Genomic DNA, 20,127 nt, shown 5'->3' with positions numbered 1-20,127 from the left:
TGACACGTGGCCATAAACGAAAAACGCCCCGAGGAGACCCTCGGGGCGTTTTCATTTACTTACCGCGATCACCTCTTCAGGCGAGCGGTACCACGGCTTCCAGCACCATGATGATACTCAGCGCGGTAATGGTGAGAATCGACACACCGAATACCTGCCGCGCCCAGCGAACATCGTCTTCCAGGCGGTAGCCGCGCAGCGCCAGGTAGAGCCAATAAAAGCCCATCACCAGTGCCACGCACAAATAACCGATTCCCGCTTTGCTCGCCAATACCAGCGCAAGCGAGGCGGGAATGAACGCCACGATATAGCCGAGTATATGGTACTTGGCGGTCTTGATGCCACGCACCACCGGTAGAACCGGAATGGAGGCGCGCTGATAGTCCGCGTAGCGGAAGATCGCGATGGCATAAGAGTGCGGCATCTGCCACAGGCAGAAAATCACCAGCAGCGCGATCGCACCGCTATCGAACGTGCCGGTGACCGCGCAGTAGCCAACGACCGGCGGCATCGCACCGGAAAGGCTGCCTACCAGCGTGCCGTATTCGGAGCTGCGCTTCATGTAAAGGCTATAGATGCCCACATAAACGCCCCAGCCGATCACCGCGAGCGCCACGGTCAAGCCGTTGGTGCCCAGCGCCAGACATACCACACCGCAAACCCCCAGCAGCGCTGAAAGGCCCAGCGCCATGGTGATCGAGACGCTACCGCGAACCAGCGGGCGATGGCGCGTGCGCGCCATCAATGCATCGATATCGCGGTCGATGACGTTATTGCAGGCACAGGCTGAACCGATAATCAGCGCAATGCCCAGTAAGACGGCGGCGAAGGTGATGCCATCGAACTGCCCCTGGGCGGCCAAAAAATAACCGCCGATGGCGGCAATCAGATTGCCGCCGATAATACCGGGTTTAGTCAGCTCGAGGAGATCCTGCCGCCGGCTGGGCATCGTGGTTAGCCGATCATCATGTTGAGGTGCAGATGATGCATGATCCACAAAGAGCCTCCTACCACGAGGGCGAGAATCGAGACGGTGAACACGAAGGACATCATGTTCCAACCTTCGTCGGCCTTGGTATTCAGGTGCATGAACATCACAAGCTGAACAAGCATCTGTAGCACCGCGGTAATCACGATAATCCAGACCGTCACGGGCGTGCTAAACAAGCCCATCATGACCGCGCCAAATGGAATGATCGTCAGTACCAGCGAGAGTACCAGCCCCAGTACGTAGGATTTCGTCGAGCCGTGAGCGGACGGTTGGCTAGAAGAATGACTCATCTCAAAGCACTCCCATCAGGTAAACGAAGGAGAATACGCAGATCCAGACGATATCCAGGAAGTGCCAGAACAAGCTAAGGCACAGCATGCGCGGACGCGTTTGGGCGTTGATCCCCTTGGTGGACAGCTGAACCAGCATGACCAGAATCCAGATCATACCGAAGGTAACGTGTAGACCGTGGGTACCTACCAGCGTAAAGAACGATGACAGGAACGCGCTACGATCAGGCCCGAAACCTTCGTGAATCAGGTGTTGGAATTCGTAAATCTCCATCCCCAAAAACATCAGACCCAGAACGAAGGTCACACCGAGCCACATTTTCACCTGGCCGACGCGGTTGGCGTTCATCGCCAACACGCCCATGCCGAAGGTGAAACTACTGATCAAAAGGGCAAAGGTGCCAAAAAGAATCAGCGGCAGTTCGAATATATCGGCGCCGGTTGGGCCGCCCGCCGTGCCCCTCATGAGCACGGCGTAGGTGGCAAACAGCGTACCGAAGATCACCAAGTCACTCATCAGGTAGACCCAGAAGCCGAAGACTTTGGTACCTTCTACATCATGATGATCGTGGTCGTGATGCTCGTCAGCATGGGCGCCGTGGTGCGTTGTATCTGTCGCCATTACCCTTGTGCCTCCACACGCTTTTGATGAGCCCGCTCGATCCGCTCAACCTCGGCGGCCGGGACATAGTAGTCGATGTCGTCGTTAAAGACGCGCGCCAAGAAGCTCACCAGCGTACCCACTGCGCCAACGATCGCCAGCCACCAGATATGCCAGATCATCGCGAAGCCAAAGATCATCGCAAACAAGCTGATAATCGGGCCCGCCACGGTGTTTCTGGGCATGTGAATATCACTGAAGGTCTTCTCTTCTGCCTGCTCCAAACCGCGCTGCTTTTGCGTCCAGAAGCTATCGATGTCACCGACTTCCGGCTCGTGCGCGAAGTTATAGAACGGCGCGGGCGAAGAAGTGGACCACTCGAGCGTACGGGCATCCCAGGGGTCGCCGGTCACGTCCTGATTTTGCTTACGATCGCGGATACTGACGTAGAACTGGACCAGCGTACAGGCGATGCCCAGCGCAATCAGTACCGAGCCTACCCAGGCAACGATCATCCAGGGCTGCCATTCAGCGTTGGGGTAGGACTGCATGCGGCGCGCCGCACCGTAGAAGCTCAGCACGTAAAGCGGCATGAACGCGGTGTAGAAGCCGGTGATCCAGAACCAGAAGGCACGCTTGCCCCACTTCTCGTTCAGCGTGAAGCCGAACGCTTTCGGGAACCAATAGGTCAGACCTGCCAGCATGGCGAATACGACGCCGCCGATGATGACGTTATGGAAGTGCGCGATAACGAACAGGCTGTTGTGCAGCACGAAGTTCGCCGCCGGCAGCGCCAGCATCACACCGGTCATACCACCAATCGTAAAGGTGATGATAAAGCCAAGTGTCCACAGTACCGGCGAGGTCATTTCCAAGCGACCGCGGAAGATGGTGAAGATCCAGTTAAAGACCTTAACCCCGGTCGGGATGGCGATGATCATCGTCATGATGCCGAAGAAGGCGTTGACGTTGGCCCCGGCCCCCATGGTGAAGAAGTGGTGCAACCAAACGATGAACGACAAAACAGTGATCGCAACGGTGGCCCATACCATGGTGTGGTAACCGAACAGACGCTTGCGGGCGAAGGTTGCGATAACTTCCGAGAAGACACCGAACGCTGGCAGCACCAGAATGTAAACTTCCGGGTGGCCCCAGGCCCAAATCAAGTTGACGTACATCATTACGTTGCCGCCAAGCTCGTTGGTAAAGAAGTTCATACCGAAGTAGCGATCAAGCGTAAGCAGTGCAATGGTTGCCGTCAGAATCGGGAACGAGGCGATGATCAGCACGTTGGCGCACAAGGACGTCCAGGTGAAGATCGGCATGCGGAACATCGTCATGCCTTTGGTACGCATCTTCAAAATAGTGACGAAGAAGTTGATACCCGTCAGTGTCGTACCGATACCGGATATCTGCAGCGCCCATATCCAGTAATCCACCCCGACCCCGGGACTGTACTCTATCCCCGACAGTGGCGCGTAGGCGAGCCAACCGGTCTTGGCGAACTCACCCAGTACCAACGATACGTTGATCAACACAGCGGAAACCGCGAACAGCCAAAAGCTCAGGTTGTTCAAGAACGGGAAGGCGACGTCGCGCGCACCGATCTGTAGCGGCACCACCAGGTTCATTAGGCCGATAACCATCGGCATCGCCACGAAGAAGATCATGATAACGCCGTGGGCGGTAAAGATCTGGTCGTAGTGATCCGGTGGCAAAAAGCCCATCGAGCCGCCAGCGGCCAGGGCCTGCTGACTACGCATCATGATGGCGTCGGCGAAACCACGCAGCAGCATGACAAGCGCCACCGCGAAGTACATGATACCGAGTTTCTTGTGGTCGACCGAAGTGAACCACTCATTCCATAGCCAGCCCCACTTACGGAAGTAAGTAAGCGCGCCCAACAGGGCGATGGCACCGACAATCATCCCAATACCCACGATCACGATAATCGGATCGTGTAAGGGGATTGCTTCTAAGCTTAGTTTACCGAACACGGCTTACCCTCCCGCCTCATTGCTGATGAGCTGGTCGTCGTCAGACCCCTCACCCTCTTGGTTTTCGGTCGTTTGATAGGCTTCATTCGTATCAACGGCCGGTGCACGGTCTGCGTCCTGCGTTTCCGTCTCAGGATCTGTACCCGTATGGAAACTGCTTACTAGCCGCTCGTAGAGTTCCGGCGTTACGTCAGAGAAGTACTCGACCGGGACGAACGAAGAACGCTCGGCAAGTTCGGAGTAACCTTCCGGGTAAGTCAGGGTGTTGGGTGACGCGGCGACTTCCGCGACCCACTCATCGAAGTTCTCTTGCGATGTCACGTGAGCGTCGAAGACCATACCGGCGAAGCCTGCACCGCTATAGTTGGTGGAGCGCCCCCAGTAGGTACCGATTTCGTTACCCATGAGATGGACATCGTTGTCCATACCCGCCATTGCGTAGATCTGTGTGCCCAGACGCGGGATGAACAGCGAGTTCATGACCGAGCCGGAGCTTACCCGAAAGCGCACCGGTGTATTGACCGGCATGGCGACTTCGTTGATCGTGGCGATGCCCTGTTCGGGATAGATGAACAGCCATTTCCAGTCCAGCGAGACCGCCTGGATTTCAAGAGTCGGCTCGTCGCTCTCGAGGGGGCGGTGCGGGTCGAGCTCGTGAGAAGAGCGCCAGGTAATCACCGCCAAAATACCGACGATGACAACGGGCACCAGCCACACGATACCTTCGATCACGTTGGAGTGCGCCCAGTCCGGCAGGTACTGCGCGACGGTGTTGTTGCGCCGATAGTGCCAACCGAAAGCGATCGTAAGCACGATGACCGGGATCACCACGATCATCATCAAGCCAAAGGCACTGAGAATCAGCGAACGCTGTGCTTCACCAATATCGCCCTTGGGGTCCATCAGGGCCGAGCTACAGCCTGCAAGGAGCAAGCACAGCGCGAGGAGCACGAAGAAAGTGCCACGCCTGCGCCATTTGGAGGGTTGTTGCATGGTGCGATCTCGTCAGAGTTGCGTTTCAAAACTAGCCGCCAGACAGCAAGCCAAACGATATGCCATATAGCAGACCAACTAGCACCCCATACTTTTCCTGGCGCACCAGGCGCGGGCCTCATAACACCGGGAAAAATATGCGCTACCGCATGGGGTTGGTAGCGAACCTGGCGTGCGTTTCACGCACGAATGAAGGCGGAGGTATTTTCTATTGATTACGCGCGCGCAGAAAGCGACGCATTGCCGCACCCTGCCCGTTCAAAACCCATGAATACCACCTTTCGGCCAAGTCACTGCGATGCTCGGCTCACGGTTCGAGCGTCTCTCAAATCGCTTTGAAATCTGCTCGTCATCGGAGACCATTACATCGAGGCTGCCAAGAGTAGCAAAATAGGCTGGCCGAGCAACACCCAATTTGCGCACATTGACCGGTAAAGTTCGCTTTTCACCCTATCAAACCCACGCGGCGCTTTTTTGAAGGCTCGAAGAGGGCGGGCAAAGCGGTATTAAACAAATAAAACTAAATGTTATAATCTAAAGCCATGCCAGCCCGCGTCCACGTACCCCGGCGCACTACTTGAACCGCCCTACTAACAACACCAGATGGCGGCCGTGCCACGTTAACCTTGAGGCTTTATGACTGTTCTACCTATTAACCGACTTCCGCACGCATCCATTTTCTGCGGGGCGGGCGCCTTGCTGGTAGGCGCGCTGCTCACGCCCCAGGCATTGGCCAACGAACCCGAGCCGCAAAACCTCGACCGGCTCTGGTCATTTGCCAATGTCTCGGTCAACTATTTGGACTGGTCCAGCGGCACCGAGCGGCGCACCGCCGACAACGCAGCCAAGAGCGACTTCACCTACGTGGAGCTCGAAGGTGGCGTTGGTTTTAGCTGGGGCGAGTTCTACGGCTTCTTCGACTTCGAAAACCCGACCAACGATCAGTTCGATGAATCGAGCAACGGCCAGGATAACTTTCGTACCGCGGGCAAGGTCACCTCGCACATCTATCTGGGCGATACGCCTTTCTCGCTCTACGCCCACGTCTATGATTTCCGCGACTACGGCTTCGACAGCCGCGAACAGGATCAGATCCTGGGCCTTGGTTACCGCACCACCTTCGATAACGGCCTGTGGTTCAAACCCTTCATTGGTCCGGCGCGGGTACAAAGTGACGGCTACACTGGCATGAATGGTTATATGGCCGGCTGGGTCGCGGGTTACGAATTCACGGCCTTCGATCAGGGCTTCAGTGTGACCAACTGGCACGAGCAAACTTTTGATCGCGACAGCGACTACATCGAACAGAACTACGTGGGCGGCACGGCCAGCCGTACTGGCACCAACGGGGCGATCGGTCTTTGGTGGCATCCGGCGGATTTGATCACCACCGGCGTTCAGTACCGCTACTCGGATAACAAGCTAGGCGCACCGAATCAGTACCAAAACGCGATGATCTACTCGGTCAAGCTCAACTTCTTCTAAACCGAGGCGAGCCTCGCGAACTCAAAGGATCTCCCTATGACACTCCTTATGAGCCTGGTCGGCATGGCGACGCTGGTCGCCATTGCTCTGCTTTTCTCCTACGACCGTAAGGCCATACGTCTGCGCACCGTACTGGGGGCCTTCGTCATTCAGGCGAGCATTGGTGCGTTCGTGCTTTACATTCCCTTCGGCCAGGTCTTTCTGGGAACGATTTCGGCCGGTGTGAGCCAGGTACTGGTGTTTGCCAACGACGGTATCGACTTCCTGTTTGGTGGCCTGGCGGATGTCGAAAGCATCGGCTTCGTTTTTGCGGTTCGGGTTCTACCGGTCATCATCTTCTTCTCCTCCTTGATTGCCGTGCTCTACTATTTGGGCATCATGCAGTGGGTCATCCGCATTTTGGGTGGCGCACTTCAAAAGGCGCTAGGCACCTCGCGCACCGAGTCGCTTTCGGCCACGGCCAACATCTTCGTGGGTCAAACCGAGGCGCCGCTGGTAGTGCGCCCGTTCATCGCACGCATGACCCCGTCGCAGCTTTTCGCCGTAATGTGCGGTGGCCTGGCCTCGGTGGCGGGCTCGGTGTTGGCCGGCTATGCGCAGTTGGGTATTCCCATGGAGTATCTGGTGGCCGCCTCGTTCATGGCCGCCCCGGGCGGGCTGCTGTTCGCCAAGCTGATCATGCCGGAAACCCAGGACAACGCGGATAGCGATAGCATTTCCAAAGTGGACGAAGAGCTCAAGGACCAGGACGACAAGCCGGTCAACGTGCTGGACGCCGCGGCCTCCGGCGCGACCTCCGGGATGATGCTGGCTGCCAACGTGGGCGCCATGCTATTGGCGTTCATCGGCTTGATCGCGCTGATCAACGGCATTTTGGGCGGTGTCGGCGGCTGGTTCGGCTTCGAGACGTTGAGCCTGGAAATGATCCTTGGCTGGCTTTTCGCGCCGCTGGCGTTTTTGCTCGGTGTGCCCTGGTCGGAAGCGACCCTGGCCGGGTCGTTCATCGGCCAAAAGATCGTCGTCAACGAGTTCGTTGCCTTCATTAACCTCGCCCCTTACATCGATGGGGAACAGGTAGTGGCCGCGACGGGTCAGATGATGACGCCGCATACCGCAGCGATTCTGTCTTTTGCACTTTGTGGCTTTGCCAACCTGTCCTCCATTGCGATCTTGCTGGGCGGGCTTGGCAGTATCGCGCCGACTCGGCGCAATGAAATCGCCCGGTACGGGGTCAAAGCCGTACTGGCCGGCACGCTGTCCAACTTGATGTCGGCCTCGATCGCAGGCTTTTTCATCGCGTTGGGAAGCGTCGCGGCGTAGCCCTTTTTTTAAATGCGCCAAAAAACGGGCACGCCACGCGCGATGCCCGTTTGTTTTTTACACTGAAAATATCGATACCAACGCGAGAATGCCATGACTGCCTCACCCGACCTCATTCAAGCCGCTAAACAAGCGCTCGCCCTGATGGACGTCACCAGCCTCAACGACGACGACACCGACGCGCGCATCGAGTCGCTATGCCAGATGGTCAAAACCCCGGTCGGCACGCCCGCCGCAGTCTGCATCTATCCGCAGTTCATCGTGACCGCTCAGCGCGCCCTGAGCGCCCACAACCTGGCAGGCCAGGTAAAAATCGCCTCGGTGACCAACTTCCCCGAGGGGGGCGAGGACATCATGGGCGCGGCCCGGGCCACCCGCGAAGCCGTTGCCTCCGGCGCCGACGAAGTCGACGTGGTTTTCCCCTATCGCGCGTTGATGGCCGGCGATGAAGAAACCGGCCGGGAGCTGGTCGAAATGTGTAAGGCCGCCTGCGGTGGCCAGGCGCTTTTGAAAGTGATCCTGGAGACCGGCGAGCTGAAAACGCCTGCGCTGATCAAGCGGGCGAGCGAGCTTGCCATCGAAGGCGGCGCCGACTTCATCAAGACCTCGACGGGCAAGGTCGAAACCAATGCCACGTTAGAAGCCGCCGACGTGATGCTCAACGCCATCAAGGCAAGCGGCCAGGAAGTGGGCTTCAAAGCCTCCGGCGGCGTACGCACCGTCGAAGAAGCGATCGAGTACATGAAACTCGCCGCCAGCATCATGGGCCCACACTGGGTCACACCCCAGCATTTCCGTTTTGGCGCCTCGAGCCTATTGGGTAACGTCCTCATGACTTTGAACGCCACCGACACCGCGCCGGAAGAAGGAGAATACTAATGTCTTCCCAGCACGCCCTGCTCCCCCAGGAATTCATCCGCTTGAAGCGCGACGGCCAGGCGCTGCCGCTTGAGGAGATCAAGCACTTCGTTCAAGGCGTGGCCGATGACCGCATCAGCGATGCCCAGATCGGTGCTTTCACCATGGCGGTCTATTTGAACGGCATGAGCCGCGAAGAAGTCGTGGCGCTGACCACCGCCACCCGTGACTCCGGCCACGTCATGGAGTGGGGCTCGATGAACCTGCCCGGCCCCATCGTCGACAAGCATTCCACCGGCGGCGTGGGTGATCTGGTGTCGCTGGTGCTCGGCCCCTGGGTCGCCGCCTGCGGCGCATACGTGCCGATGATTTCCGGGCGTGGGCTTGGCCATACCGGCGGTACGCTTGATAAGCTCGAGTCGATCCCCGGCTACGACCCCTACCCCGCCCCGGAGCGCTTCGGCCAGGTGGTGAAATCCTCGGGCGTGGCGATCATCGGCCAGACCGGCAACCTGGCGCCGGCGGACAAGCGCATCTACGGCGTGCGCGACATTACCGCCACCGTGGAGTCGATCCCGCTGATTACCGCCTCTATCCTTGGCAAGAAGCTCGCCTCCGGGCTCGACGCGCTGGTCATGGATGTCAAAGTCGGCAGCGGCGCCTTCATGCCCACGCCGGAAAAATCCCGGGAGCTTGCCGAAAGCATTGCCAACGTGGCAACTCAGGCAGGCACCCCGACCACCGCGCTATTGACCGACATGAGCCAGCCGCTGGCCCCCAGTGCCGGTAACGCGGTCGAAATCGTCGACACCTTGGCCCTGCTGCGCGGCGAGCGCCCGCAGAGCCGCGTGATGCAGGTCACCCGGGAGCTTGCCGTCGAGATGCTGATGGCCGGCAAGCTGGCCGCTAATCGCGAGGAGGCCCTTGCGAAGCTCGACAAAGCGCTGACGTCCGGCGCGGCCGCCGAAGTCTTCGCCCGTATGGTGTCGGAACTTGGCGGACCGAGCGACTTCATGGAGAAATCGGACAGCTACCTGCCCAAGGCGGCGGTCGTGAAGCCGGTCTACGCGTCCGAGTCCGGTATCGTCAGCCGTATCGACACCCGTGCGGTCGGCATGAGCGTGGTCGAGCTTGGCGGCGGGCGCCTTCGCAACGACGCCACCGTCGATCACAGCGTCGGCTTTAGCGAGATCGCCGAAATCGGTGACCGGGTCGATGGCGAAAAGCCGCTGGCCATGGTTCACGCCCAGAGCGAAGAGGCCGCCAACCGCGCCGCCGAGCAGCTCAAGGCCGCCATCACCCTGGGACAATCAGCCGTCAACGCCGATACGCTGATACAGGACACCTTTAGAGGAGAAGCCTAATGCGCCGCGCGATCGTAGTAGTACTGGATTCGTTTGGTATTGGCTCGGCGCCGGACGCCGCGGCCTTCGGCGATGAAGGCGCCGACACCCTGGGCCATATCGCAACCGCCTGCGCCCGCGGCGAGGCCGACACCGACTTTCGCCAAGGGCCCTTGAAGCTGCCCAATATGGCAAAGCTCGGGCTTTTTCACGCCCACCGCGATGCCACCGGCCAAGTGGCCGAAGGCGTCGAGCTCCCCGAAGAACTCAAGGGCGCCTACGCCCACGCCCAGGAAATTTCCAGCGGCAAGGACACGCCGTCCGGCCACTGGGAAATCGCCGGGGTCCCGGTGCGTTTCGACTGGGGCTACTTCTCGGACAAAGAAGGCAGCTTCCCGCCGGCACTTTTGGACAAGATCGTCGAGCAGGCCGGGCTTCCCGGCACGCTGGGCGACTGCCACGCCTCGGGCACCGAGATCATCGCGCGGCTGGGCGAGGAGCACGTCGAAACCGGCAAGCCGATCGTTTACACCTCGGCGGACTCGGTTTTTCAGATCGCCGCCCACGAAGAGCATTTCGGCCTCGAGCGCCTCTACGCGCTGTGCGAAACCGTGCGCGAGCTGCTCGAGCCCTACAACATTGGCCGGGTCATCGCCCGCCCGTTCGTCGGCGATGACGCCTCAAGCTTCACGCGTACCGGCAACCGCCGCGATTACAGCATCGAGCCACCTACGCCCACGGTGCTACAAAAGCTCGCCGAAGCCGGTGGCGACGTGGTCTCGATTGGCAAGATCGCCGACATCTACGCCCACTGTGGCATTACCCATAAGGTGAAAGCCAGCGGCCACGACGCGCTAATGGACGCCACCCTGGGGGAAATCGCGCGCACCGAGGCCCGCGAGAAGCCGACGTTCATCATGGCCAACTTCGTCGATTTCGACTCGCTTTACGGCCACCGTCGCGACGTGCCCGGCTACGCCGCCGCTCTCGAGGATTTCGACGCCCGCCTGCCGGAGTTGATGGGCGCGCTCGACAAGGACGACCTGGTGATACTGACCGCGGACCACGGCTGCGACCCGAGCTGGAAAGGCACCGAGCACACCCGCGAGTACGTGCCGATTCTGGTGAGCGGCGCGAGCTTTACCCCAGGGCCGCTTGGCAAACGCGACACCTTCGCCGATATCGGCCAGACCCTTGCCGACTTCTTCGTGCTGCGCGCAATGGACGACGGCGAAAGCTTTCTGCCCGCCTTCGTCTGATTCGTTTTTGACCGCTCAAGGTTTGATCGTTTAAGGAGCATTTATGGCAACGCCCCACATCAACGCAGAATCTGGCGACTTCGCCGATACCGTTTTAATGCCCGGCGACCCGCTGCGCGCTCAGTACATTGCCGACACCTTCCTCGAGAACGTGCGCCAGGTAAACGACGTGCGCGGCATGCTCGGCTTTACCGGCACCTACCAGGGTGTCGAGGTCTCGGTGATGGGCCACGGCATGGGGATCCCCTCGGTTTCCATCTATGCCAAGGAGCTGATCACTGAGTTTGGGGTGAAGTCGATCATTCGCGTGGGCTCCTGTGGGGCGGTGCGCGACGACGTCAACCTGCGCGATGTAGTCATCGGCCTGGGCGCGAGCACCGACTCCAAGGTCAATCGCATGCGCTTCAACGACCACGATTTCGCCGCCCTTGCGGATTTCGAGTGGGCGAGCCACGCCGTGGCCGCCGCCAAGGCGCACAGTGTGCCGGTGAAAGTGGGCAACATCTTCTCCGCGGACCTGTTCTACAACCCCCAGGAGCAGATGGCCGAGCTAATGAAGCGCTTCAACATCGTCGGCGTCGAGATGGAAGCGGCCGGGCTTTACGGCGTGGCCGCCGAGTTCGGCGCCCGGGCGCTGACGATCTGCACCGTGTCGGACCATATCCTGAAAGGCGATTCGCTCTCGAGCGCCGATCGCCAAACCACCTTCAATGACATGATGACCATCGCCCTCGACGCCGTGCTGCGCGACAAGGGCGTCAACGCCTGAACCGGAGATTGCGATGAATCAGGTAGATCCTGCGCTGGTAGAACGCCTTACCGGCGCCCTGGCTAACGCCTACGTGCCCTACTCCGCCCACCCGGTCGCCGCCATCATGGAGACGCCGGATGGCCAGCAGTTCGTTGGCTGCAACGTCGAGGTGGCCCATTACAAGGGCATCTGCGCCGAGGGCTCGGCGATTTCGGCCATGGTCACCGCCGGTCACCATACGCTTTCGAAAGTGTACGTAATGGGCCCGGGCGAGCACCTGTGTACGCCCTGCGGTGACTGCCGCCAGCGCATTCGCGAGTTCGCCACCCCCGACACCGAGATCCACGTGGTCTCCCGTGCCGGCGAACGGCTCAAGAGCTACACCATCGAGACGCTGCTGCCCGATGCCTTCGGCCCCGAGCAGTTGCCTGCGCGCCCTTAACTCCAGGAGAAGCCCATGGCGGCCCTTTTGCCCGACGTCGACCCTAACGGTTTGCTCGAATATTCGGTGGTCTACACCGACCGTTCGCTCAACCACATGTCCGCGCGTTTCCAGCACGTGATGCGCGACATTTCCGCCACGCTCAAGGAGGTCTATAACGCCCAGGCCAGCGTTATCGTGCCGGGTAGCGGCACTTTTGGCATGGAGGCCGTGGCCCGCCAGTTCGCGAAGGACGAGAAAGTGCTGGTGATTCGCAACGGCTGGTTCAGCTACCGCTGGACCCAGATCATCGAGATGGGTCGTTTGACCGAGGATCACACCGCGCTCAAGGCGCGCCGGGTAGAGGAAAACGCCCCCCAGGCGCCTTTCGCGCCGATGCCCGCAAGCGAAGTCGCCGAGCGTATTCGCGCCGAAAAGCCGGCGGTCGTCTTTGCCCCCCAGGTGGAAACCTCGGCGGGTATTTTGCTGCCGGACGACTATATTCGCGAAGTGGCCGCGGCTGCCCGGGAAGTGGACGCGCTGTTCGTACTCGACGCGATCGCCGCGGGTACGCTCTGGGTGGACATGCAGGACCTGGGTATCGACGTGGTGGTCAGCGCGCCGCAAAAAGGCTGGAGCGGCCAGCCCTGCTGCGCCATGGTCATGCTGTCCAGCCGCGCCGTCAAGCGCCTGGAAAACACCCAGAGCAACAGCTTCGCCTGCGATTTGGGCAAGTGGCACGGCATCATGCAGGCGTATGAAAACGCTGGTCACGCCTACCACGCCACCATGCCCACCGATGCTCTGCGCGCGCTTTGTACCATCATGCAGGAGACCCGCGAGTACGGCTTCGACAAGGTGAAGCAGGAGCAGATCGAACTCGGCCGCGCGGTGCGCGATATGCTGACACGCCAGGGCTTCAAAAGCGTGGCCGCCGAGGGCTTCGAGGCGCCGGGGGTGGTCGTGAGCTACACAAGCGATGCCGCACTGGTCGGCAAGTTAGGCCAGGCGGGGGTGCAGGTCGCCGGTGGCGTGCCGTTGATGTGTGACGAAGGCGATCACTTCCAGACCTTTCGTATCGGCCTTTTTGGGCTGGACAAGCTTCATCATACCCAGCGCAGCGTCGATCAGCTGGAAAAGGCGATCGAAGCGGTGAATCGTGAATCGTGAATCGTGAATCGTGAATCGTGAATCGTGAATCGTGAATCGGTAAGTAGAGTGGATGAGGGATAAGCGGTCAATCGTCAAAGCGCCCCAAAGGGCGCTTTACGTTACCGGGATGCGCCTTTCTGCTCGACCCGCTCGACATCGACGATCCCTGAGCGGCTGACCACGACCTTCCAGCGCACCAGCTGCGGCGTGTCTTCACTGCCGGTTTCGCGGATCACCAGGTTGAACAGGTGGCGGCGCTCGACGCTTTCGCGCACCGCCTGGCCCTCTTTCAGCCGGTAGATATGGTGCTTGCCCTTGTTCATTAGCCGGGTGAGGAGCGAAATATCCAGCGTCAACGTTTCCCGGGTGTGCTCATAGCCACTCAAAAAGCGCGTGGGGGACATCCGCGAACGCGAGCGATAATGCAGCACCAACTCCTCGCGCTGGGCAACGCTTCGGTGGCGAAGTTTTTGTATCTCTTCGTCCAGTGATGAAAAGCGCTTGTAGTTGAACCATTCGAGCTGCTTGCCGACCAGCACGTTGCGCGTCGGGTCCAGATACCGGCGGCGCCACTTGGGCCGTCCCTTGCGCAGAAGCCGCCACAGCGTATTGCGCAGGTCATCCTTGAATACCTCGCGCATGGCGTACAGGATCGCCATCACCAGTACGAACAGCGCAGTAATGTCCCCCACCACATCCCGCGCCTGCAAAACCCCCAGCGTCACAAACGACATGACCACCGCCGTTGCTAGCGCCTTCACCGCCCGCTGCTCGCCATGACCCAGCTCGAGCGAAGCCTGTTTGAGGGTAATCGGGTGCTCGATCAACCGGCGCATCAAACGCATCTTGTTGGACATGCGGGTGGGGTCGGCCATGACCCGTTCGGCGTTGTACTGCCGCTCACGGCGGTAGTCGTTCTCGAGCTCGCAAAGCGCGACCAGCTGTTTACGCACCGGGTTGAACACCCCGCCCCGCGGCAGGTGTGCCACTAGCGTCAGGCGCTGCTGCTCGGTGAACCAGGAAAGATAGTTGTCGATATTGGCGAAATACTTGTAAAGCGCCTCGTCGCTTGGCTCGTTACGCCGCAGGCGTCTAAGTATGCCCTCGCTCAGGTCATTCATTTCATCGACCTTATCCAGAAGCGCCTGCTGGCTTTCGCGCTCGGCCTCGGAAAGCGCCTCTTTTTTCTCGACGCGTAGCGCTCGGGCATCGGTGAGTAACGACTGAGTGGCCTGCTCCAAAGCAATAACGTACTGGTAGGCGTAAAGGCTCAAGCCAAGCCGGTAGGACTCGCTGCCCAGCCGGTTGCGGCTCGCCAAGCGGCTATGCACCAGCGGCAGGTGGTACTGGTCACTGTAGTAGGTGCGCGATACCTGAACGGCGCTATGAAAGAAGGCCTCTTCAGTGACCAGCTGCGTGCTAAGCCCCAGCTCACCGGGAACAAACAGGTAAACATCCAGCGTGTGCGACGTCTCCTCTTTCAGCCGCCGGGTAAGCCTTAGCTGAAAGCTGTTTTTACGCTCGACGTTAATCACCTGCCTGCTATCTCCTTAAGGTAAAATGTTTCATCATGTGCCTTCGAACGCGCTGGCCTTGAAGACTCTCCCCAAGCGTAGCCCAGGATGGGCTTGCTATCGTGCAGTACGCGGGCGAGTATTGCCCGCTAATCTTTCATCGCTTTTGGAGCCAGGGGATGCCCACCGCCCGTTTTTCTACCTTTGAGCGTGTGCTTGTTAAAAGCCGCAGCCAAGTGGATACGGCGGTGCTTCTTTTGCTGGCCTGGGTGCTGACCAAGCGCCAGCATATTTCCGAAGGCCAGCGCCGCCGCCGCCTGGCCCAGGTCACCGCGCAGTTTCGTCACGGTCACGCACAGGGCGTGATGTTCGATATTGCCCGCCAGCAGGATCTCAAGGCGCTACAGCTGGCCGCCGAGATAGTGCGCAGCGAGTGCGACGAGCCGCGCCGTTTGGCCATCATGCATCAGGCCATCGCGCTGGCCACCGACGACGGCAAGCTGTCCCCCGCCAACCATTACGTGCTGCGCTTTCTGGCCGACGTGCTCACCATTGCGCCGGCAACCCTGGTCTCGCTTTTTCAAGAACTCACCGGCAGCGCGCTAGAGCTACCCGAGGATATCAGCCGCCGCGGCTATTGGCTGCACCACGACGCCGCCTACCGCGAAGAGAAAGCCCGCCAGGCCCAAAAAGCTCAGGAGCAAGCCGAACGCGAAAAGGCCGAGCGTGAAAAGGCAGAGCGCGAGCACGCCGAACGGGAAAAAGCACGCCATGAACAGGCCGAACGAGCACGCGCCGAACAGCAGCGCGCCCGCGAAGAAAAAACGCGCCGGGAGCGAGGGCGCCAGGAAAGTGCCCGCCGCGAACGGGCGCGGCGCGAAAACGCCCAGCACGAACAGCGCCGCGAGCACGAGCGACAACACCGCAACCACCGCGAGCAGCATACCCGCGTCGAGCCCGCCGGGGGTTACCAGACCCGCCGGGCGCTGGCGGTGCTGGAGCTTTCCCCCGGGGCCAGTCGCGCGGAGATTCGCCGCGCCTACCGGCGCATGGCGCAGTTGCACCACCCGGACCGCTTCTACACCAAAAGCGAGCACCACATAGCGCTGGCCTCTCAACGGTTTCAGCGTATAAAAAATGCCTACGACTATCTGATCAAAGCGACGCTTTAACGAAGGGTTCTGACATGCGCGATCTTTACAAACGGCTGGCACTTTCCCCCGAGGTGGACGAGCAGACGCTTAACAGCGCGCTGGAAAAGTGCGCTAACAGCGCACTGCGCGAGGACGCCGAGGCAACCCTGGCCGAGGCCCGCCACCGCGCCCATTACGATGCGATGCACCATACGCTAAGCGATATCGGTCGCCTGCGCGCAGGGCTTGGGTTAAGTCACGCCCCGCACTGGCAGGGCGACGCCGCCAACGACTTCTCGATGCCGCCAGACAACACCGCGCCCCGGCTGGACGAACTTTCCCAGCGCCTTGGCGAAGCGGTGACGTTTTACGACCGCTGGAAGCGCTTTCGCGGCGGCTGGCTACTCGTCGCCGTGTTCGCCGTTGGTGCTAGCGTAGGCCTCGCTTTGGGGCTCGCCCTGCTCGTTCGGTTTGGGGTGGGTTCGGTCTGACTGGCGCTCGCGCTCGTCCTTGCGCGTTTCGGCGTTCGTAGGCCGTGGCGCGGGTTTGGGCGGTGCGGGCCGCTGACGCGGCCCCTCGGGGTCGTCACCGCTGGTTTCGATAAAGAAATCGGTCCCCGCGCTCTCCTCCACCTCTGACTGAGAACGAGGCTCCATGCTCACGCTAAGCCGCGGCACACCCAGGTCGATGTTTTGCGCTTCCATGCGCTGCTTGAGCAGCAAGTTGAACGCCCTGGAGACGTCCCACTGCATCTCCGGGGCGGTACGAAAGCGCATCCGCAGCACCGGACAGCCATCTTCGAAGCCCTGAACCCCCTGCATCTCGAGAGGCGACCAGATGTAGTGGCGCATCATCGGGTCCTTACGCAGCTCCTGGGCAGTCTCCTGCATCAGCGTAATGGCGTCGTCGATGTGCATATCAAACGGAATTCGAATACGCATCAGGGCGATACCGAACTGGCGCGACATGTTATGAATCGATTCGATGCGGCTGAAGGTGATGATGTGCACCACGCCGTCCAAATCGCGCAGCTTCACCGTGCGCAGGGTCAGCCCCTCGACCGTGCCCATGTGGGTGTTGATCTGAACGAAGTCGTCCACGGCCAGCGAGTCTTCGATCAAAATAAAAATACCGGTGATCAAATCCTGCACCAGGGTTTGCGCGCCAAAACCGATCGCCAGACCGATGACACCGGCACCGGCCAGCAGCGGCGTCACGTTAACCCCGATATTGGCAAGCCCGACGATCACCGCGATGATCAAAATAGCGACGAAAATCACGTTGCGAATCATGGGCGTAATGGTTTGCGCCCGGGCCTGGTTGACCCGGCGCCCGCGCGAGCGTGCCGACGAGGTCAGCGCCCGCTGAATCGCCGTGTCGGCAAAGATCCACACAAGCCAGGCCAGCAATATCGTCGCGCCCAGACTCACCAGCGCCTGGCCAATCCGCGCGCTTGCCACGGCCTGCTGGCCCAGGCCGAACAGCGAGCCACCCCATACCTGCATGGAAAGCTCGGCAAATACCATCCACGCGCACAGGTGCGCCAGCACGAAACCAAAGCGTTCCAGGCGCTTGCGGTACTGGCTATGGCGCCGGCGGTGACGGCGCTTGGTGAGCCGTTCAGCCTGGCGGCGCAGAAGCCCCGTGGCTACAAGCGTCAGCACCAAAAGGCTTGCGGAGATGATCGAACGGGCAAGTGCGGTGGCCACGTCGCCCACGGTGATGAAGATCGCCAAAAGCGAGCCACCCACCATTAAAAGCGCTGGAATGTGCCAAAGCCCGCCCAGCGTACGAACCATTTCGACCGCCGCGCTGGCATCGCGGCGCTGTTTATAAGGCCGATTACAGATCAGGTGGCGCACTGGGCGCTTGAACTTGAAGATAAACCGCGCTGCCAGCACCGCCGCCAGCATATTGGCCAGCACCGACGTAAGGCTTGCAAGCTCGGCGCCCAGCAGATCGACCAGCCGGGTGGAGTTCACTGCATCGCCCAAGGCGATCAGTGCGCCGATCACGAACAGCCCGCGCAGCGCCTGGTTTTGCATCAGCTGTACCGCGGTAAAGCGGTGGCCGCGGCTGAAAAACGCAATGACCGTCTCGAACACCACCGAAAGCGCCCGCCCACACAGGCAGACGTAGGCAATCACCAGTATCAGCGTGCGCCCGGCGCTGTAAGGCAGAAGCTGGCCGATCCCTAGAATGACCGCAAACGAGAGCGTCCAGGGCAGCATGCGGCGAAAGAAGTGCGCGACCAAAAGCCAAGCCTTGGGATCCCGCGGAAGATCGAGCGGCCACTCGCGCCGGGTGGCAATAAGCCGCCCAAAGGCGATCAGCGCGATCAATAGGGATACCCATATCGCCGCCAGAATGGCGCCGTCCACGACCTCGCGGATCGCTTCGCCCTGGTTGGTGTCTTCATTGAGCGCACGCAGATCCTGGGCGCCCTGCAAAAGCTGGCGAGACCACTCATCGACCGGGGAATTACCCGATTGCGCCTGGTCCCCCAGGTCACTCAACGTATCGGCAAGCGCGCCCAAAAGCCCCTGGCGGGCAACGCCCTCCTCTTCGGCGGCTTCGCTCGTGGTCTGCAGCTCGCGCAGCGAGTTGAGAAGGGCCCGGCGCTGCTCATCGTTTTCCAACAATGTAATGACGTCGGACAGCGAGTTTTGAAACTCACTGCTACTCACCGACTCCTCTTCGGCCGTATCGTCGCTGCTGGTAAGGCTGGGCAGCCCCACGCTTTGTGCCTGCGCCAAAGACGCCGCGCCCACCATTACCCATAGCGCGACACTCAAAAAGACAGTGATCAACCAGTGCTGTCGCACATGCTCCTCCAGGCTCGACCGATGCGTGTCGGTCTCATTGATGAACGACCCAATAACGGTGGTGGGTAACGAGGCAAAGTGACCAGACCACGATGAATATCGCTTAGCCTACCGCCTGACTATGATAGGGTGAAGGCCTAAACGTTCACCTCAAGGATGTAGAGATGACGCTCCAGGCGCCCCCCCATCGTTTGAACCATCACGGCCAAACGCGACGCGTCGGCGTGGAGATCGAATTTGCAGGACTTCCCCCTCACGACACCGCCCAACTGGTGAGCGAACTCTTCGGGGGCGAGCTTAACGTGGTAAGCCCACACAGGCTACTGGTACATCATACCCGCTGGGGCAGCTTTGGTATCGAGCTCGATACACAGTATGCCCACCCGGACCAGACGCTGCTGGATGACCAACGCGATGACGACAGCGAATGGGCGCGCCAGCAGCATCTTCGCCGCGTGGAGTTTCACCGCAAAACCCGGGAACTGATCGGCGATATGGTCACCGGCCTGGTGCCTACCGAAATCGTCTGTCCGCCGGTGCCCTGGGATGAACTGGACGAGTTGGACACGCTGTTCAAGGCGCTGCGCGAAAAAGGCGCCAAAGGGACCGATGCCAGCCTGCTCTATGGGTTCGGCCTGCATCTCAATCCGGAAGCCGGGGCGATGGATGCCGAATCCCTTTTAGCGATGCTGCGCGCTTACATGCTGTTGGCCCAGTGGCTGCGCGATGAAATCAAGGTCGATATCACTCGCGAGGTGCTCCCCCACGCCAACCCGTTTCCCAAGGAGTACGCGCTGAAGGTACTGGACCGGCGCTACGCCCCGGCGCTCGATCAATTGATCGACGACTACCTTCATTATAACCCGACGCGTAATCGCGAGCTGGACCTTCTTCCACTGTTTGCCCATCTGCGCCCGGATCATCCCCACGCGCTTTTGCACAGCCAGCTCACCAAGCCGCGCCCTACTTTTCACTACCGGCTGCCCAACGCGCAGCTCTCCCAGCCAGGCTGGGGCTCGGCGGTGGAGTGGAACCGCTGGGTCGAGGTCGAAAAACTCGCCGCTAACCATGAGACCTTGAATGCCCGGTGCGATGAGTACATCGCCTACAACACCCAGGCCTGGACGACCCGCTTGAAAAACAAACTGCTGCGTTCGTTCAAGCGTCGCTGAAATTTTTAAGAGACTTCGTTTT

18 protein-coding genes are annotated in these 20,127 nt (G+C 60.3%); 11 read left to right on the top strand and 7 right to left on the bottom strand.

Annotation, left to right across the window (positions count from 1 at the left end):
• Positions 1–76 precede the first annotated feature (76 nt).
• From cyoE to cyoA, 5 genes are read right to left on the bottom strand one after another with little or no spacing between them, the layout of a single operon-like run.
• Positions 77–997 (bottom strand): heme o synthase, encoded by a 921-nt coding sequence (gene cyoE / locus ACWFVE_RS04155; protein WP_447528031.1) that lies wholly within the window; start codon positions 995–997, stop codon positions 77–79.
• Positions 955–1,281, bottom strand: a complete 327-nt coding sequence (gene cyoD, locus ACWFVE_RS04150; protein ID WP_447528030.1) for a cytochrome o ubiquinol oxidase subunit IV — start codon at positions 1,279–1,281, stop codon at positions 955–957. The genes cyoE and cyoD overlap by 43 nt, the downstream gene beginning before the upstream one ends.
• Position 1,282: 1 nt before the next feature.
• The gene (cyoC, locus tag ACWFVE_RS04145) at positions 1,283–1,903 is read right to left on the bottom strand and encodes a cytochrome o ubiquinol oxidase subunit III (RefSeq protein WP_447528029.1); all 621 of its coding nucleotides are present in this window, start codon (positions 1,901–1,903) and stop codon (positions 1,283–1,285) included.
• A complete protein-coding gene (cyoB, locus tag ACWFVE_RS04140; RefSeq protein ID WP_447528028.1) occupies positions 1,903–3,879 on the bottom strand; it encodes a cytochrome o ubiquinol oxidase subunit I in 1,977 nt (658 codons plus the stop codon). The genes cyoC and cyoB overlap by 1 nt, the downstream gene beginning before the upstream one ends.
• A gap of 3 nt (positions 3,880–3,882) precedes the next feature.
• On the bottom strand, positions 3,883–4,872 hold the full coding sequence (gene cyoA / locus ACWFVE_RS04135) for a ubiquinol oxidase subunit II (RefSeq protein WP_447528027.1): 990 nt from the start codon (positions 4,870–4,872) through the stop codon (positions 3,883–3,885).
• Positions 4,873–5,508: 636 nt separating this feature from the next.
• Between cyoA and ACWFVE_RS04130 the strand changes: the two genes are divergently transcribed.
• From ACWFVE_RS04130 to ACWFVE_RS04095, 8 genes are all read left to right on the top strand, one after another.
• The gene (locus ACWFVE_RS04130) at positions 5,509–6,357 is read left to right on the top strand and encodes an outer membrane protein OmpK (protein WP_447528026.1); all 849 of its coding nucleotides are present in this window, start codon (positions 5,509–5,511) and stop codon (positions 6,355–6,357) included.
• Positions 6,358–6,393: 36 nt separating this feature from the next.
• Positions 6,394–7,677 carry a NupC/NupG family nucleoside CNT transporter gene (locus tag ACWFVE_RS04125; RefSeq protein WP_447528025.1) on the top strand — a complete coding sequence of 428 codons (1,284 nt, stop codon included), beginning with the start codon at positions 6,394–6,396 and terminating at the stop codon, positions 7,675–7,677.
• Positions 7,678–7,770: 93 nt separating this feature from the next.
• Complete coding sequence (deoC, locus tag ACWFVE_RS04120) at positions 7,771–8,556, top strand: deoxyribose-phosphate aldolase (protein WP_447528024.1); 786 nt, start codon at positions 7,771–7,773, stop codon at positions 8,554–8,556.
• A complete protein-coding gene (deoA, locus tag ACWFVE_RS04115) occupies positions 8,556–9,899 on the top strand; it encodes a thymidine phosphorylase (protein ID WP_447528023.1) in 1,344 nt (447 codons plus the stop codon). Before deoC ends, deoA begins: the two co-directional genes overlap by 1 nt.
• The gene (locus tag ACWFVE_RS04110) at positions 9,899–11,137 is read left to right on the top strand and encodes a phosphopentomutase (RefSeq protein ID WP_447528022.1); all 1,239 of its coding nucleotides are present in this window, start codon (positions 9,899–9,901) and stop codon (positions 11,135–11,137) included. The genes deoA and ACWFVE_RS04110 overlap by 1 nt, the downstream gene beginning before the upstream one ends.
• A 43-nt stretch (positions 11,138–11,180) precedes the next feature.
• Positions 11,181–11,906, top strand: coding sequence for a purine-nucleoside phosphorylase (gene deoD, locus ACWFVE_RS04105; RefSeq protein ID WP_447528021.1), 726 nt, complete (start codon positions 11,181–11,183; stop codon positions 11,904–11,906).
• 13 nt (positions 11,907–11,919) lie between these two features.
• Positions 11,920–12,330 carry a cytidine deaminase gene (cdd, locus tag ACWFVE_RS04100; protein WP_447528020.1) on the top strand — a complete coding sequence of 137 codons (411 nt, stop codon included), beginning with the start codon at positions 11,920–11,922 and terminating at the stop codon, positions 12,328–12,330.
• A gap of 15 nt (positions 12,331–12,345) precedes the next feature.
• On the top strand, positions 12,346–13,479 hold the full coding sequence (locus ACWFVE_RS04095; RefSeq protein ID WP_447528019.1) for an aminotransferase class V-fold PLP-dependent enzyme: 1,134 nt from the start codon (positions 12,346–12,348) through the stop codon (positions 13,477–13,479).
• 101 nt (positions 13,480–13,580) lie between these two features.
• On the opposite strand, the gene ACWFVE_RS04090 is transcribed toward ACWFVE_RS04095, so the two are convergent.
• Positions 13,581–14,996 (bottom strand): hypothetical protein, encoded by a 1,416-nt coding sequence (locus tag ACWFVE_RS04090; RefSeq protein ID WP_447528018.1) that lies wholly within the window; start codon positions 14,994–14,996, stop codon positions 13,581–13,583.
• Positions 14,997–15,154: 158 nt separating this feature from the next.
• On the opposite strand from ACWFVE_RS04090, the gene ACWFVE_RS04085 reads away from it, so the two are divergent.
• Together ACWFVE_RS04085 and ACWFVE_RS04080 are read left to right on the top strand one after the other, a co-directional pair.
• A complete protein-coding gene (locus ACWFVE_RS04085) occupies positions 15,155–16,147 on the top strand; it encodes a DnaJ domain-containing protein (RefSeq protein WP_447528017.1) in 993 nt (330 codons plus the stop codon).
• 14 nt (positions 16,148–16,161) lie between these two features.
• On the top strand, positions 16,162–16,599 hold the full coding sequence (locus ACWFVE_RS04080) for a hypothetical protein (protein WP_447528016.1): 438 nt from the start codon (positions 16,162–16,164) through the stop codon (positions 16,597–16,599).
• Here ACWFVE_RS04080 and ACWFVE_RS04075 read toward each other — a convergent pair.
• Entirely contained in the window at positions 16,510–18,933 is a 2,424-nt protein-coding gene (locus ACWFVE_RS04075) for a mechanosensitive ion channel family protein (protein ID WP_447528015.1), read from the bottom strand. The genes ACWFVE_RS04080 and ACWFVE_RS04075 overlap by 90 nt on opposite strands.
• A 164-nt stretch (positions 18,934–19,097) precedes the next feature.
• Between ACWFVE_RS04075 and ACWFVE_RS04070 the strand changes: the two genes are divergently transcribed.
• Positions 19,098–20,105, top strand: a complete 1,008-nt coding sequence (locus tag ACWFVE_RS04070) for an amidoligase family protein (protein WP_447528014.1) — start codon at positions 19,098–19,100, stop codon at positions 20,103–20,105.
• Positions 20,106–20,127: the final 22 nt, after the last annotated feature.

The organism is Vreelandella mediterranea (genome assembly GCF_970647075.1).
Note: the sequence above shows the minus strand (reverse complement) of the source record. Positions and strands in the feature narration are given on the sequence as shown.

Bases quoted from the DNA above. Each gene is read 5' to 3' on its own strand.
- deoD (WP_447528021.1), top strand. From the start codon at position 11,181: ATGGCAACGCCCCACATCAACGCAGAATCTGGCGACTTCGCCGATACC.
- cyoA (WP_447528027.1), bottom strand. From the start codon at position 4,872: ATGCAACAACCCTCCAAATGGCGCAGGCGTGGCACTTTCTTCGTGCTC.
- cyoD (WP_447528030.1), bottom strand. From the start codon at position 1,281: ATGAGTCATTCTTCTAGCCAACCGTCCGCTCACGGCTCGACGAAATCC.
- cdd (WP_447528020.1), top strand. From the start codon at position 11,920: ATGAATCAGGTAGATCCTGCGCTGGTAGAACGCCTTACCGGCGCCCTG.
- ACWFVE_RS04110 (WP_447528022.1), top strand. From the start codon at position 9,899: ATGCGCCGCGCGATCGTAGTAGTACTGGATTCGTTTGGTATTGGCTCG.
- ACWFVE_RS04070 (WP_447528014.1), top strand. From the start codon at position 19,098: ATGACGCTCCAGGCGCCCCCCCATCGTTTGAACCATCACGGCCAAACG.
- deoC (WP_447528024.1), top strand. From the start codon at position 7,771: ATGACTGCCTCACCCGACCTCATTCAAGCCGCTAAACAAGCGCTCGCC.
- ACWFVE_RS04095 (WP_447528019.1), top strand. From the start codon at position 12,346: ATGGCGGCCCTTTTGCCCGACGTCGACCCTAACGGTTTGCTCGAATAT.
- ACWFVE_RS04125 (WP_447528025.1), top strand. From the start codon at position 6,394: ATGACACTCCTTATGAGCCTGGTCGGCATGGCGACGCTGGTCGCCATT.
- deoA (WP_447528023.1), top strand. From the start codon at position 8,556: ATGTCTTCCCAGCACGCCCTGCTCCCCCAGGAATTCATCCGCTTGAAG.
- ACWFVE_RS04080 (WP_447528016.1), top strand. From the start codon at position 16,162: ATGCGCGATCTTTACAAACGGCTGGCACTTTCCCCCGAGGTGGACGAG.
- ACWFVE_RS04130 (WP_447528026.1), top strand. From the start codon at position 5,509: ATGACTGTTCTACCTATTAACCGACTTCCGCACGCATCCATTTTCTGC.
- ACWFVE_RS04085 (WP_447528017.1), top strand. From the start codon at position 15,155: ATGCCCACCGCCCGTTTTTCTACCTTTGAGCGTGTGCTTGTTAAAAGC.
- cyoC (WP_447528029.1), bottom strand. From the start codon at position 1,903: ATGGCGACAGATACAACGCACCACGGCGCCCATGCTGACGAGCATCAC.